Raw genomic sequence first — 15,318 nt, 5'->3', positions numbered from 1 at the left:
CTCTATGAAATTCAGAATGTACTACTGGCTGGTTATTCTTCTACTTACCAGCAACTTAAGCGCACAATCACCAAAAAAAGTCGAATTCGGAAAACCCTCCCAAGAGGACTGGTCTTTAGAACGTTATGCCAACGATCCTGATGCGGAGGCGATAGAGCTCTATTCGAAAGGGAAAGTATCCGTATTTCTTACAGAACACAGATATCTCAGAATTAAAAAAGTGGTACACAAGAAAATAAAAGTGCTTGATGCAGATCGCTTTGATGGGGCTACTATAGAAATTCCTTACTATAGAGGTGATGATACTGGGCAGGAAATCACGAATATTAAGGCAATAAGCCATTATAATGGGACAGGGGTATATGTAAACGGCAAGGATATTTATACCAAGGACCCTACAGAGAATTGGTATTATAAGGCTTTCACGTTTCCCAATGTAAAAACCGGTAGTATTTTGGAATACACCTACACATTGGAGTCTCCTTACTTTAGTACCTATCAATGGGAGTTCCAAGGGGATTACCCAACGATTTACAGCGAGTTTATTTCAGAAATACCGGGAAATTACACCTATAGGATCGGGCTTCATGGGGGACGGGAATTGGATATTCATGATACTTCCATAAAAGACAATTGTTTTTCGGTAGATGGTTATGGAGATGCGGCAGATTGTACCTATGAATTTTATGCCATGAAAGACATTCCCGCTTTTAAGGAAGAAGATTATATGCTCGCACGGAACAACTACATCGCCAAGGTGAAATATGAACTTAAGGAGAGTTTCAGCTTTACTGGAGAACGGACGAAACATACCAAGGAATGGAAGGACGTTGACAGTGAATTCCGTACAGATAAGGAGATGGGAAGGCAACTTAAGTACAAATCCTTTTTCGAAAAACAATTGCCGGCCGAGATTTTGGCTATTACCGATCCCCTTGAAAAAGCAAAAGCGGTGTATTACTTTATTCAGGATTACTATACATGGAATGGCGAATACCGAATCTTTAACGACATCAGTGTAAAAAACGCTTTCGAATCGAAATCTGGGAATATTGCCGAAATTAATCTGTCATTAATTAATGCACTACGCGCTGCTGGATTGGAAGACACCCAATTGGTATTAAGCGCCACACGGGATTCGGGAATTCCCAATCAACTATTTCCCATTCTAACTGAGTTCAATTATGTCATGGCGTGGCTTAAAATTGGAGATCATGAATACTACTTGGACGCAACCAGCAAGTATTCCCCTTTCGGCATGCTGCCCTACAGAGCCTTAAACACTGTTGCTCGTATAATGAATTTTAAAAAGGGTAGCTACTGGCACCCAGTGCTTCCCTACTCCAAAAACGTCATTTATTTAAATAGTGTACTATCCTTGAACAGTGATGGTTTGCTCACCGGAACAGTGGGCGAACAACATGTGGGTTACTATGGTGCCTACAAACGTTACCAAATTGGAACCCAATCCCAAGAAGACTATATAAGTGATAAGGAATCACGAAATGAGGCCCTTGAAATTTCAGATTTAGTACTGGAAAATGTAAAAGATCTCGAAGGAAACCTAAAGGAACGCTATGAAATTGAAATGGAAACAGAAGTTATTGGCAACGACTATTACCTTCCCACCTTTTTCTTATTGGAATACCTAAACGAAAACCCGTTTAAGCTTGAAACCCGTGATTACCTCGTAGAAATGGGACATCCAATGAACTTTACCTACCTCATGAGACTTACGCTAGATGAAGGTTTGACCATAAAAAGCCTTCCGACCAATAAAAGCATGAAATTACCCGAAGGTGCCGGAACCTGCACTGTGGCATACGCTAGTGAAGGCAATACATTGAACGTGCGTCTTAATTTTAAACTGGTAAAGCATGATTTCCCTCCAGAATACTACCCTGCTTTAAAGGATTTCTTTTCGAAAACGGTTCAGATTACCACAAAAGAACCTATTGTCGTACAAAAAGGTTAGTCGGTCCCGTCTACGTAATCTTGAAGATAACTATAACGGTCTGTCAATGTCCCTTCAGAAGTGGTCATTCGGGCGCGTTCCAAGATGCCATCACTATCATTGTTAAAAAAAGCTGGGATCACATGCTCCATAAACATATCGCCAAACCCTTCGCTGGCATCCTTAGGCAACTCACAGGGTAAATTATCTACTGCCATAACACCAATGGCCCCTGGACTATCAATGGAGACCTCACTTTCGGAAACAGGATCGTATCCGTAAAAAGGATCTGCAATCGTAGAAGGTTTAATCGTACTGGCAACAGGACCATCGATATCACATGACACATCCGCTACCAAATTAATTTTGAATTCAGGTTTTTTTGCATCTTCCCTTGTAAATAGGAACGGAGCTCCATCCCCATAAAAATGTCCCGCGATAAAGAAATCGGAGACTGCCGCATATTGCATAAAATCACTTTCATGACCACTCGGGTCTGCATAAAAGGCATATTTATCCATGGGTTTTCCATCGGAACGACGCACGTATTCCGTAACATCGGCACGGCAGTACACGGGTTCGTTAAAGTCTTGGGTTAAATAAGCTTCGTCGGTCACTTCCCGAATTTGCAAGTGATCTAAGATCTCTTTGGCTCCTATGGCCACTTTGCCTGTTCCTGTAAGTAGAATCTTGATATTGGGTAGGCTAATCTTATCCAATTCCTGTTTCACAGCATTCAAATCGGCCAGATGCTCTACTTTGGGTAGATTGAACAATCCATCCCGCAGTCCCATAAGTCTAAATCCGTTATAGGCTCCCACCAATCCTGCATAACGACCAAAACCAATAAGCCGGGCTCCATTTTCCTTTATAATGGTTTCATGATCGTACAGCTCAATCTTCCTATCAAGAATTGCACGAAGTAACTTTCTGTTATAGGGCTGTTTTTTTATGGTGTGGCTAAAGAAAAAGTATTTCTTATTCGGTAGGAGCGCCTCAATGGGTACCTCTTTTACCCCAAGCATGACCTCTGCCGTCGAAATATCATCAGAAACTTCCAATCCATGGTCCCGATAGGCTGCATCGGGAAAAATGCGAATATCGGAGCTTTCGATCACGATTTTGGCGTCTGGATACTGTTGAATGACTTCTTGACACTTTTCTGGTGAAAAAACGACACGTCTGTCGGGTGGATTCTTGCGCTCTTTGATAATAGCGAAGGTAATTGCCATTTGGAATACTTTTTGATTTAAACAAGGTGAAGCCTCCTTTTCGAAAGGCGAGTGCAAAGATAGGCTTTTTGGTGTATCTTTGCAGACTTCAATCGTTCATTGAAACACCATGGGGCCGACTGGTTTTGACAGCGGGTCTAACGGTACAGTAAGCATGTCGAGCGCTGGGATATAGCTCGTAAATATCATATTTCACACTTTTTAAACGGCGATAATAATTACGCCCTAGCTGCATAATCTGAATTATAGTAGGATAATGCCTCGGTCTACAAGGTAGACAAGCAGGAAGTCACTCAAACACCTTGGTTTACGGTTTTTGATATAGTGACTTCGTAAAAGTAAACCTAGCAGGGGTACTGCTTCGATACCTTTGCGAAATTTAAGGAGCTAAGCCTTGCGTTGGTAGTTTTTGACCGGCAATGGGTCGAAAACCTGAACAAAAACTAAACATGTAGAAAGCGGTGCAGTTGCACGTTTGGACGAGGGTTCGACTCCCTCCGGCTCCACTTTATAGCCTCCTAAGGGAGGCTTTTTTATTGGAAAACGCTTGCATGTGGAGCAAACAGGAAATTTCTATTTGTAGGACTGGTGCCATAGGGATTGCTAAAGGTATTCCCATTGCCGAATAATCCCTACCTTTAAACAAAACAAAACCATATGAAGCGTATTCTTGTTCTTTTCATTACCACTCTAGCAATTTATTCTTGCAATAACCCCAAAGAAACCCCTATGACCGAAGATCAGCTCATTGCAAAGGCTCAAGGTATCCATGAACGCGTAATTACACTAGACACACATTGCGATATCAACGTAAAGAATTTTACCGATACCATCAATTATACCCAAGAATTGGAAACCCAAGTGACCCTCCCTAAAATGAAAGCGGGCGGATTGGATGTAGCCTGGTTCATTGTCTATACAGGGCAGGATTCCTTAACCGATCAAGGGTTTGAAGCCGCCTATGAAAATGCCATTTCTAAATTCGATGCCATACACAATTTGGTCACTCAGTTTGCCCCCAATGACATAGAATTGGCTACGACCTCTGACGAAGTTAGAGCCATTAAAGCCAAGGGAAAAAAGGTCGCCATGATCGGGATAGAAAACGGATATCCTGTGGGTATGGATATTGCCAATGTAAAGAAGTTTTATGATCTAGGAGGGCGCTATATGTCTTTATCCCATAATGGGCACAGTCAATTGTGCGATAGTAATACAGGAGAAGCAGATGGGGTTTGGTTACACAATGGCCTAAGTGACCTAGGAAAGGAAGTGGTCGCCGAAATGAACAGACTGGGCATGATGATAGACGTATCCCATCCCTCTAAAGAATCCATGCGACAAATGATCGAATTGAGCGAAGCTCCAATAATTGCCTCCCACTCTTCGGCAAGGGCACTTTGTGATCATAGTCGAAACCTAGATGATGAACAACTGCAGTGGATGAAAGAAAATGGCGGTGTTGTGCAAACAGTAGCTTTTCGGAGTTACTTGAATACAGAGAAATATGAAGCCAGAAACAAGGAAGTAAAGGCACTTCAGGAACAAGTAATGGATTCGCTGGGCATGATGTTATTAAGCTGGCCCGAGGTTCGCAAGCTGGAACCTGAATACCGCGATTCGTATTATGCCGCTTATGAAGAAATGTCTAGGATTGTTCGAGCCAAAACAGAAACCATGACTGATTTACCACCAGAAGTAAGTGTTTCCGATTTTGTGGATCATATTGATTATCTAGTGGGAAAAATGGGATTGGACCATGTGGGAATTAGTAGTGATTTTGATGGTGGCGGAGGAATTGAAGGTTGGAGTGATGCTTCAGAAACCTTTAATGTTACTTTAGAATTAGTCCGAAGGGGATACACTGAAGAAGAAATTGGTCAGTTATGGAGCGGTAACTTATTGCGTGTGTTGGACGAAGTACAAGCCGTGGCTGCAGAACTTCAGAAAGGAACATAAAAAAAGGCCATCCCAACATGGATCGCCTTTAATTCGTAAGGTGGTTTGGTATTCTTAATTAATAGTTTCCAGACCTTCTTCCTGCCAAGAGGTAATGCCTCCTTGTAGGTCATATACTTTGGTAAACCCCATATCTTTAAGAATGGAAGCTGCTTTGGCACTTCTCCCTCCTTTTTTACAATATACATATACGGGTTTTTCCTTGTCCAGTGAGGCAACCTTCTCTTTAAAGTTGTTACTGGTCACACAAATATTTTGAGCATTTTTTAAATGACTCACCGAGAACTCTTCTTGAGTCCTTACGTCTATCAGTTGTAAGTTTTCCTCTCCATACACAGCTTCATACACTTTCATCGCAGATACCATTTCAATTTCCCGAGTGTTTTCCTCTTTACAGGAACCGAGAATAACAATACTGGCCATGAGGGCCATTACTAATATCTTTTTCATAATGGTTAGTTTATATGATCACTACCTCTCCTTGCCATTCCATCATACCACCCATAAGATTATAAGTGTTAGAAAAGCCCAAAGAATTTAAAATCATACAAGCTTGGGCACTACGTCCCCCAGATCTACAGTAGATATAATAGCTTTTAGATTTATCCAATTCCTGTGCCTGTTGCATGAAATTGCCAGCGTCCTGAATATTAATTTGTTTAGCATTGGGGATCATGCCTTCGGCCACTTCCATATCGGTGCGAACGTCTAATACAATAGCGTCATTATCTTGCGCTAATTGTTCTGTCCACTGGCTTTGGGTAAGGTCTTGCATCATGTTAATTTTTCCTTAAAATTACAAAATCTCTGTTCAATAGACGTAAAAAATCCCGAAATGTTACAAAAACAAGTCGGGAAAAATGTTAAACAAAGTAATTTTATTTTTTTACACCTTTATAGAGCATCCAATAGCCCTTGTTTCTTTTACGGTAACTTCCTTACCATCCAACAACTCATAAATGGCATTGGCCAAGAAACGCTCCTTCACGGCAGCACCGTTTCGCACGTTGTCGTCTATGGCACCAATGTACTTTACAATGTTCTTGTTATTCTCTTTGTGAAGTAAGTACACATGTGGTGTTTTCTTGGCACCGTACTCGGCATACACACTTTTGGATTCATCGAAAAGATACGGGAAGGTAAATCCCTTGTCCTTAGCTTTTTGCTGCATTCTTTCAAACGTATCGTCCGGTTGAACCGCAGGATCATTTGGGTTAATCGCTATCACAGGATAACCTTTGCTTTTAAACTCGCTGTCCAAGGCGATAATTCGATCTTCACTGGCAACCGCATAAGGGCAGGTATTACAGGTAAAGATGACAATAAAACCCTTGGCGTCCGGATAGTCCTCATAGGAAACCATCTCACCGTTTACGTTTTTCAAATTAATGCCTGCTGCTTCGTCGCCAATAGTATATCCAGCATCCAGTGATACATTAGTTGTTACTGGCTCATTCTGGGAAGAATTGATAAATGCCGAAAAAGCGATAAAAGAAACCAGCAACGCGGCAAATTCCAATGTAAGTAACTTTTTAATTTTCATGGTTCTTTGTGTTTATATTGATTTGACTTCTTGTTCTAACTCTTCATAGGTAAAGGAACGTTCATAAAATTTGCGTGCATCCTTAGTAACAATAATGGTAGCCGGTATGGCTCCACTCCACTCTTCACTTACCTTAGGTATCCAGGAGTTGGCATCGGGATCGTCTAATAAAACCACCTTAGATGCTATCCCTCTTTTTTCGATAAAGGGAATGACACCTGCTTCAATTTTTTCAGGAAAGTCTAAACTTACCAATACCACTTTTACCTTATTATCCCTGTAAGTATGCCATAACTGTTCAAAAGCCGGTAGCTCCTTCACACAGGGCTTGCACCATGTAGCCCAAAAATTGACCACATAGGTTGTGTCATTTTCAATCTCTAGGTACCTGTCCTCCAATTCATTAAAATCTAATATGGGTATTAAAGAACTATGAGGATTCGTTTCTTCTTCAGATTCTGATTGAATGGCGGCAACTTCCTGATCCTCCACAGACGCGGGCGTTTCTTTACAGGCCGTTATCAATACTAGACTTATAAGAAAGGGATACAAACGTTTCATGTTTTAAAAATAGGTAAAGTCCGAGATACGAATGACCTATTTAACAAATCCTTATTACCGCATGCCACCAAATGACTGTTAAAAAATTAAAATCCTGTTAAAGTGATAAGGGAACAAAAAAATTATTATACATTTGTACCTACAACAATTGTAGATACATTTATGACAATTGAAGAAGCCATAAAGGCCACAAAAAAAATGGAACTTCCCACCAAAACGGTGATCAATATTATGTATACCGCTCGGTATATTGAGAAACAGATCGATCGTTTTCGCGAACGGGATATTTCCATGCAACAATACAATGTACTACGAATTTTAAGGGGACAGAATGGGAAACCCGCTAATTTATCGACCCTTCAAGAACGCATGATAGACAAGAGCAGTAACACCTCTCGTTTGGTAGATAAATTAATTGGCAAGGATCTTGTACAGAGAAGAGTCTGTGAAGCAAACCGAAGAAAGGTTGAAATTTTTATTACAGATGACGGACTAAACCTATTAAAGGATTTGGATCCCGTTACCGAAAATGCAAATAAGGATATTTTAAAACACCTTTCACAAACAGAATTGAATACATTAAATACACTATTAGATAAACTGAGGAAAAATGAATAACTTAAAAATCAACAACATGAAAAAGACACTTAAAGTCCTATTAATTGCCATCATTGCAACTTCTTTTGCTGCGTTCACACCACCGGTAGACAAGGTATGGAAAGTTCAAGAGAGCACTATTACATGGGTAGGTAAGAAAGTAACTGGCCAGCACACAGGAACCATTAGCCTAAAAGAAGGGTACATTAAAATGAATGACGATCGCATTGTAGGTGGTAATTTCATTATCGACATGACCAGCCTGCAAGTAACAGATTTAAAAGCAGGAAGAGGGAAAGAAAAACTGGAAGGTCACTTAAGCAGTGACGACTTCTTTGGAGTAGCCGAGCATCCAACAGCTAGATTAGTGATCGCAGGAAGTTCCAAAACCGGGAATTCTTACGCCGTCGAAGGTAGCATTACCATTAAAGGGGTAACCCAGCCCATTAGCTTTACTATGGATATGAACGGAAAAACTGCCAATGCCAAGGTGAGTATCGATAGAACTAAGTTCGGAATTAGGCATGGATCTGGCAGCTTTTTCGACAACTTGGGCGACAAAGCTATTAACGACATGTTTGACTTGGATGTAACATTGAAATTTTAATTTTAATTTCATTTGTCATTTAAAATTTCATTTCTATATTTGAACCAACAATGCAAATGAACAATACACATACTTGGTGGTGGAAAAACTTACGTCGAATGTCGTGAGCATAACCACTAGTGTGAAAAATATACACGAAGGCTTATCATCACGATAAGCCTTTTTTATTTTTACGAAAATGAAATACACCTTAAAAACATATTCAAAGAAGTTGTTGGCAGACACCTTGACCCCAGTCTCTGTGTACCTTAGGCTTCGTGATAAATTTCCCAATAGCTTGCTATTGGAAAGTAGCGACTACAGGGCAAATGATAACACCTTTAGTTATGTCTGCTTCAATCCAATTGCATCCATTACAGTTGAAAACGAAAAGGTATTACAACAATTCCCAGACGGGAAAGTGACAGAGACACAAATAACCGAAACTACGGATGTCACAGCCCTATTAAATGCATTCGCTACTTCATTCGAATGCAAAGAATCCGAAAATTTCAAGTTCATACACAATGGCCTTTTTGGCTATATGGCCTACGATGCCGTTCGATATTTTGAGAACATCGATATCTCAAAAAAAGAAGGCGACCTGCAAATCCCCGATTTGCATTATGCCGTATACCAGAACATCATCGCGGTTAACCATTTCAACAACGAAGCCTATATTTTTGCACATTGCTACGAAAATGATAGCAACATTGCCCGGATTGAACAACTTCTTCGATCCAAAAACTTTGCCGAGTATCCCTTTTCAAAAAAAGGTGCTCCCAGCACTAATATAGATGATGAAAGTTTTAAGGAACTGGTTAGAACCTGTAAAAGCCATTGTGCCCGTGGTGATGTATTTCAGATCGTGCCCAGCAAGCGATTTTCACAGCAGTTTGAAGGCGATGAGTTTAACGTATATAGGGCCCTGCGAAGTGTAAACCCATCTCCCTATTTGTTCTATTTCGATTATGGTAGCTTTAAAATATTTGGAAGCTCTCCCGAAGCACAACTCGTTGTAAAAGGGGAACAAGCCGAGATTCATCCCATAGCGGGAACTTTTAAAAGAACAGGGAACGATGAAAAAGATGCGGCTTTGGCCAAAGAACTGGCTGCCGATGAAAAGGAGAATAGTGAACACGTCATGTTGGTAGACCTCGCCAGAAACGACCTAAGTCGTCATGGTAGCAATGTAAAAGTAGAGACCTATCGAGAAGTCCAATTTTTTTCCCATGTCATTCATTTGGTAAGCAAGGTAACCGCAACCAAGAATCCGGATACCCCTACCCTTCAGATAGTGGCAGACACTTTCCCTGCAGGAACCCTAAGCGGTGCTCCAAAGCATAGGGCCATGCAATTATTGGAGCAATATGAAAATGTAAATCGGGATTTTTATGGAGGAGCCCTTGGTTTCATGGCTTTCGATGGAAATTTTAACCACGCCATTATCATACGGTCCTTTGTGAGCAAAGATCATCAATTGCACTTTCAGGCAGGAGCAGGAATTGTAAGTGAAAGTGATGAGGAAAAAGAATTACAAGAAGTGTACAACAAGTTAGGGGCCTTACTGCGGGCACTTGAATTAGCAGAAACCCTATAAGATGAAAGTACTGGTAATAGACAATTACGATAGCTTTGTGTACAACTTGGTTCACTACCTAGAGGAACTGGACGTGGAAGTAACCGTAAAAAGAAACGATCAGTTTCAATTGGAAGAAGTATCCCAATATGACAAAATCCTACTATCGCCCGGCCCCGGAATTCCAGATGAAGCCGGCCTGCTTAAAGAAGTTATCCATGCGTACGCTGGGAAGAAGCCCATTTTAGGGGTCTGTCTAGGACAGCAAGCTATTGGGGAAGTATTTGGTGGTTCTATTATGAACCTGAGCGAAGTTTTTCATGGCGTTGCTACCAAAGCTACCATACTAGTGAAAGACGAACCCCTGTTTAAGGACCTGGGAGAAGAAATTGAAATAGGTCGATATCATTCATGGGTAGTTTCCAAGGACGACTTTCCTCCCCAATTGGAAATTACTTCGGTAGATGAAAACGGACAAATTATGTCACTCCGTCATAAGGAATACGATATCCGTGGGGTACAATTTCACCCCGAAAGTGTATTAACCCCAAAAGGAAAACAAATGATTAAAAACTGGATCACATCCTGAACAAAGTGTCTTGGACCATGAAAGATATATTAAACAGACTTATAAATCACGAACAACTTTCTAAAGAAGAGGCCAGAAATGTATTGGTATCCATTAGTGAAGGTGCACACAATCCAAGTCAGATAGCAGCCTTTATCACGGTATACATGATGCGTAGCATTGCCCTCGAAGAATTGGAAGGTTTCCGTGATGCCCTACTCGAACTCTGCGTTCCTGTAGATGTTTCAGATTACAACACCATAGATCTTTGTGGAACGGGCGGCGATGGTAAGAATACATTCAACATATCCACGTTAGCTTCGTTTGTAACCGCAGGCGCTGGGGTTATGGTGACCAAACATGGTAATTATGGAGTGTCATCCATAAGTGGGAGCAGTAATGTAATGGAACAATTGGGAATAAAATTCAGTAACGATTCAGGGTATCTCAGGAAATGTTTGGATGAAGCCGGTATATGTGTGTTGCATGCCCCATTATTCCATCCAGCAATGAAAAACGTGGCACCCATACGACGGGAACTAGGGGTTAAAACCTTCTTTAATATGTTGGGGCCTATGGTAAACCCAGCATTTCCTAAAAATCAATTGGTGGGAGTCTTCAATTTAGAGCTAGCCAGAATGTACGGGTACCTCTATCAAAAAGGAACCAAAAACTTTGCAGTGCTTCATGCCATGGATGGTTATGACGAAGTATCCCTTACAGGCCCGGTTAAAATGATTTCGAACGGAACGGAGAAAATCCTTTCACCCGATACATTTGGTGTTCCACAAATACAACAAAGTGATATTTATGGAGGGGAAACCGTCGAAAGCTCAGCACAGATTTTTATTGACATCCTTAATGGACATGGAACCGAACCCCAAAACAATGTGGTTTGTGCCAATGCTGGATTGGCCATAGCAACTACCGAAGGCTGTAGTATAGCTGAAGGCTTCGAAAAGGCCAAGGATAGTTTACAATCTGGAAAGGCTTTAGCGTCATTAAACAAATTACAAGAACTAAGCACTCAATAAATGACCATACTTCAAAAGATAACAGCATATAAGAGCAAGGAGGTCGCTGCCAAAAAAGAGGCATTTCCACTAGCAACTTTGAGGTCTTCCAATTGGTACGAAAGGGAATGTATCCCGATGGCACAATCTATACGGAATTCCAATTCTGGCATCATTGCCGAACACAAAAGAAAGTCCCCAAGCAAGTCCGTTATAAACGACAAGGTACAATTGGATGAAGTGGTAAAGGGATATGAACATGCAGGCGCAAGTGCCATTTCGGTTTTAACCGACACCAAATTCTTTGGAGGTTCACTGGAAGATTTAGTGCTCGCCCGTCAATCTGTAAAGATTCCTTTGTTGCGCAAAGAGTTCATAATCGACCCGTACCAAATTCACGAAGCCAAAGCTTATGGGGCAGATGCAATCTTGTTAATTGCCGCATGTCTTACCGAAGAAGAGCTCAAAACCTTTTCACAATTGGCCAAAGCGTTGGGATTAGATGTTCTTCTGGAAGTTCATAACGAAATTGAATTACAAAAATCCTTGCTTCCAAGCGTTGACATGTTGGGTGTGAACAATAGAAACTTGAAAACATTCGAGGTTACCCTGGAAACAAGTAAAATGTTATCGGAAAAAATCCCAAACAGTTTTGTGAAAGTATCCGAAAGTGGCATTAGCAGTATTAAAGCAATAAATGAGCTTCGACCCTATGGATATAAAGGGTTTCTCATAGGTGAGCATTTTATGAAAAGTGAAAACCCCGGGCTAAAGGCCGCAGAATTTATAGACCATATTTAATGAACCTAAAACTCAAAATATGCGGTATGAAACACAACACGGCACAAGTTGCTGAGTTGCAACCTGATTATTTGGGTTTTATATTCTATGAAAAAAGCCCCCGCAATTATGTAAATGATAGTATTATAAATACGGTAAACACCAAAAGGGTGGGTGTATTTGTAGACGCATCTTTAGATGTTATTCTTCAAAAAGTAGATCAATATCAATTAGATGTAATTCAGTTACATGGCGAGGAGCCACCTCAATTTTGCAGGCAATTAAAGGATAGGCTACCTTTTCGGTCTTCTGTGGGGATCTGGAAGGTCTTTTCAATAAAGGACACCTTCAATTTCGATATTTTGACTTCGTACGAGTCTATTGTGGACAAGTTCTTATTCGATACCAAAGGAAAAGAAAAGGGAGGGAACGGATATACATTCGACTGGACCGTTCTAAAGGACTACCCGAGCAAGAAACCCTTTGTGCTTAGTGGTGGTATTGGATTGGAGGAATTAGATAAAGTAAAGGCGTTGGTGCAGACAAAACTCCCTATTTACGCCATCGATGTAAACAGCCGATTCGAGTTAGAACCGGGCTTAAAAGATATTTCAGCATTAAAAGAATTGAATCATGAACTACAACGTTAACGATAAAGGGTACTACGGAGAATTTGGAGGAGCCTATATCCCCGAAATGTTGTATCCCAATGTAGAGGAATTGCGCCAGCAATACATTGCGATAACATCCGAGGAGGGCTTCAAAGAAGAATTCCATCAATTGCTACGCGATTATGTAGGTAGACCTACCCCACTCTACTTTGCCGAACGATTTTCGAAAAAGTACAACACAAAAATATACCTAAAACGCGAAGACCTGTGTCACACAGGAGCCCATAAAGTGAATAATACCATTGGGCAAATCTTGTTGGCCAAACGACTTGGCAAAAGCAGGATTATTGCAGAAACAGGGGCTGGTCAGCACGGAGTTGCTACAGCTACCGTCTGTGCCCTTATGGGGTTGGAATGCATTGTGTACATGGGCGAAATAGATATTGAACGGCAAGCCCCAAATGTAGCACGTATGAAAATGTTGGGCGCCACTGTTATTCCGGCTACCAGTGGGAGTAAAACGCTGAAAGATGCTACCAATGAAGCCATTCGCGATTGGATTAACAATCCTGTCGATACTCATTATATCATAGGAAGTGTCGTGGGGCCACATCCATACCCCGATATGGTGGCTCGTTTTCAAAGTGTCATTAGCGAAGAAACCCAAAACCAGTTATTGCAAAAGGAAGGGCGTAAAAACCCAGATCATGTAATCGCATGTGTTGGCGGTGGTAGCAATGCCGCCGGAATTTATTACCACTATCTCAACCAACCTGAGGTGGGCATTATAGCCGTGGAAGCAGCGGGAAAGGGTATACATACTGGAGAAAGTGCAGCAACTTCGGCTTTGGGTAAAATGGGAATCATACACGGAAGTAAAACATTGCTCATGCAAACGGCAGACGGTCAGATTACCGAACCCTATTCCATTTCTGCTGGATTGGATTACCCCGGGGTTGGACCCATGCATGCCAACTTATTTACCAGTGGCAGGGGTGAGTTCATTTCCATTACAGACGATGACGCTATGAAAGCAGGGTTAGAACTTTGCAAACTCGAAGGTATCATTCCCGCTATAGAAAGCAGTCATGCGTTAGCCATTTTTGACCAAAGAAAGTTCCAGGAAGACGAAATCGTAGTTGTCAATTTAAGTGGTCGTGGCGACAAAGACCTGAATACCTATATTAATTATTTTAACCTTTAAATGATGGGCGTTCCCTTATTGCCGTAACCCGGCAACAAGGGTCGGGCTTTCCGCGCTACGCACCTTGCTCCGCAAGAAGGGTAGTCAGCTGCAATCCCTAACGCAATTGGAAAAACATGAATAGAATATCACAAAAGCTACAAGAAAATAAAAAACTGTTATCCATCTATTTCACCGCCGGTTATCCTGCATTGGGAGATACAGTGCCCATTATAAAAGAATTGGAACAATCTGGAGTGGACATGATCGAAATCGGGCTTCCATTTAGTGATCCCTTGGCAGATGGTCCCACCATCCAACAGAGCTCGACAGCAGCCTTGCATAATGGAATGACTACCCATATGCTATTCGATCAGTTGGCTAATATTAGAAAAGATGTAAAAATTCCATTGATCATTATGGGATATTTCAACCCAGTATTACAATATGGAGTGGAAGCATTTTGTTCAAAATGTAAGGAAATCGGAATCGACGGACTCATCCTCCCCGATCTTCCTTTGGCAGAATATCAAGAGCATTATCAAACCATCTTCGAAAAATATGGACTTATAAACGTATTTCTTATTACTCCACAAACTTCAGAAGAACGTATTCAACAAATAGATAGCGCCTCTAAGGGCTTTATTTATATGGTAAGTAGCGCAAGTACTACTGGCGCCAAAACCGGTTTTGGTTCGGAACAAGCCGCCTACTTCAACAGGATTGCATCCATGGAATTAAAAAACCCACAAATTGTAGGGTTTGGCATAAGTAATGCTTCTACCTTTCAAGCAGCAACAGAAAATGCTAAAGGGGCTATTATAGGAAGTGCATTCATAAAGGCATTACAAAAAGAGGGAGTTTCGGGTATTTCAAATTTCATCAAAACTATCCGATAAGTTACTGTTTAACAGTTGATTTGATCATATTTTAGTAACTTAGTTACATTCATAAAAACAAATCAATATGGGAAAAGGTGACAAAAAAACCAAAAGGGGAAAAATAATCATGGGGACTTCTGGAAGACGACGTCCCAAAAAAAAGAGAAAAGCAACCACTACAGTTGCTAAAAAGAAATAAACACTATTCCTTTTACAAAATAAAGAAACCCTCCGCGGCATAAAGCTTCGGAGGGTTTCCTATTAACTAACT

At 41.0% G+C, this 15,318-nt stretch carries 17 protein-coding genes and 1 other RNA gene; 13 read left to right on the top strand and 5 right to left on the bottom strand.

Annotated elements, in window-relative coordinates:
• The first annotated feature begins 4 nt into the window (after positions 1–4).
• Positions 5–1,975 carry a DUF3858 domain-containing protein gene (locus AC6JAD_RS10825; RefSeq protein WP_461305053.1) on the top strand — a complete coding sequence of 657 codons (1,971 nt, stop codon included), beginning with the start codon at positions 5–7 and terminating at the stop codon, positions 1,973–1,975.
• Here AC6JAD_RS10825 and AC6JAD_RS10820 read toward each other — a convergent pair.
• Positions 1,972–3,180: an NAD(P)-dependent oxidoreductase gene (locus AC6JAD_RS10820; RefSeq protein WP_461305116.1), complete on the bottom strand. Its 1,209-nt coding sequence runs from the start codon at positions 3,178–3,180 to the stop codon at positions 1,972–1,974. The two genes, AC6JAD_RS10825 and AC6JAD_RS10820, sit on opposite strands and share 4 nt — an antisense overlap.
• A 117-nt stretch (positions 3,181–3,297) precedes the next feature.
• Between AC6JAD_RS10820 and ssrA the strand changes: the two genes are divergently transcribed.
• Positions 3,298–3,695, top strand: a transfer-messenger RNA (tmRNA) gene (ssrA, locus tag AC6JAD_RS10815).
• A 148-nt stretch (positions 3,696–3,843) separates the two neighbouring features.
• A complete protein-coding gene (locus tag AC6JAD_RS10810; RefSeq protein WP_461305052.1) occupies positions 3,844–5,145 on the top strand; it encodes a dipeptidase in 1,302 nt (433 codons plus the stop codon).
• A gap of 54 nt (positions 5,146–5,199) precedes the next feature.
• Here AC6JAD_RS10810 and AC6JAD_RS10805 read toward each other — a convergent pair whose 3' ends face one another.
• From AC6JAD_RS10805 to AC6JAD_RS10790, 4 genes are all read right to left on the bottom strand, one after another.
• A complete protein-coding gene (locus AC6JAD_RS10805) occupies positions 5,200–5,595 on the bottom strand; it encodes a rhodanese-like domain-containing protein (RefSeq protein ID WP_461305051.1) in 396 nt (131 codons plus the stop codon).
• A 10-nt stretch (positions 5,596–5,605) separates the two neighbouring features.
• A complete protein-coding gene (locus AC6JAD_RS10800; protein WP_461305050.1) occupies positions 5,606–5,923 on the bottom strand; it encodes a rhodanese-like domain-containing protein in 318 nt (105 codons plus the stop codon).
• A gap of 108 nt (positions 5,924–6,031) precedes the next feature.
• Complete coding sequence (locus AC6JAD_RS10795) at positions 6,032–6,688, bottom strand: thioredoxin family protein (protein ID WP_461305049.1); 657 nt, start codon at positions 6,686–6,688, stop codon at positions 6,032–6,034.
• Positions 6,689–6,700: 12 nt separating this feature from the next.
• A complete protein-coding gene (locus AC6JAD_RS10790; RefSeq protein WP_461305048.1) occupies positions 6,701–7,249 on the bottom strand; it encodes a TlpA disulfide reductase family protein in 549 nt (182 codons plus the stop codon).
• Between the two features lie 162 nt (positions 7,250–7,411).
• Between AC6JAD_RS10790 and AC6JAD_RS10785 the strand changes: the two genes are divergently transcribed.
• The 10 genes from AC6JAD_RS10785 (at position 7,412) to AC6JAD_RS10740 (ending at position 15,246) form a co-directional block, all read left to right on the top strand.
• Positions 7,412–7,867, top strand: a complete 456-nt coding sequence (locus tag AC6JAD_RS10785; protein WP_461305047.1) for a MarR family winged helix-turn-helix transcriptional regulator — start codon at positions 7,412–7,414, stop codon at positions 7,865–7,867.
• Between the two features lie 16 nt (positions 7,868–7,883).
• The gene (locus AC6JAD_RS10780; RefSeq protein WP_461305046.1) at positions 7,884–8,453 is read left to right on the top strand and encodes a YceI family protein; all 570 of its coding nucleotides are present in this window, start codon (positions 7,884–7,886) and stop codon (positions 8,451–8,453) included.
• 178 nt (positions 8,454–8,631) lie between these two features.
• Positions 8,632–10,032 carry an anthranilate synthase component I family protein gene (locus AC6JAD_RS10775; RefSeq protein WP_461305045.1) on the top strand — a complete coding sequence of 467 codons (1,401 nt, stop codon included), beginning with the start codon at positions 8,632–8,634 and terminating at the stop codon, positions 10,030–10,032.
• Between the two features lies 1 nt (position 10,033).
• A complete protein-coding gene (locus AC6JAD_RS10770; protein ID WP_461305044.1) occupies positions 10,034–10,600 on the top strand; it encodes an anthranilate synthase component II in 567 nt (188 codons plus the stop codon).
• 17 nt (positions 10,601–10,617) lie between these two features.
• Positions 10,618–11,613, top strand: a complete 996-nt coding sequence (trpD, locus tag AC6JAD_RS10765; protein ID WP_461305043.1) for an anthranilate phosphoribosyltransferase — start codon at positions 10,618–10,620, stop codon at positions 11,611–11,613.
• Positions 11,614–12,393, top strand: coding sequence for an indole-3-glycerol phosphate synthase TrpC (gene trpC / locus AC6JAD_RS10760; protein ID WP_461305042.1), 780 nt, complete (start codon positions 11,614–11,616; stop codon positions 12,391–12,393).
• A gap of 26 nt (positions 12,394–12,419) precedes the next feature.
• Positions 12,420–13,022, top strand: coding sequence for a phosphoribosylanthranilate isomerase (locus AC6JAD_RS10755; RefSeq protein ID WP_461305041.1), 603 nt, complete (start codon positions 12,420–12,422; stop codon positions 13,020–13,022).
• Positions 13,006–14,187, top strand: a complete 1,182-nt coding sequence (gene trpB / locus AC6JAD_RS10750; protein WP_461305040.1) for a tryptophan synthase subunit beta — start codon at positions 13,006–13,008, stop codon at positions 14,185–14,187. The genes AC6JAD_RS10755 and trpB overlap by 17 nt, the downstream gene beginning before the upstream one ends.
• Before the next feature lie 116 nt (positions 14,188–14,303).
• On the top strand, positions 14,304–15,065 hold the full coding sequence (gene trpA, locus AC6JAD_RS10745; protein WP_461305039.1) for a tryptophan synthase subunit alpha: 762 nt from the start codon (positions 14,304–14,306) through the stop codon (positions 15,063–15,065).
• 67 nt (positions 15,066–15,132) lie between these two features.
• Positions 15,133–15,246 carry a 30S ribosomal protein THX gene (locus AC6JAD_RS10740; protein WP_461305038.1) on the top strand — a complete coding sequence of 38 codons (114 nt, stop codon included), beginning with the start codon at positions 15,133–15,135 and terminating at the stop codon, positions 15,244–15,246.
• Positions 15,247–15,318: the final 72 nt, after the last annotated feature.

The organism is Aureisphaera sp., assembly GCF_059726885.1.
Note: the sequence above shows the minus strand (reverse complement) of the source record. Positions and strands in the feature narration are given on the sequence as shown.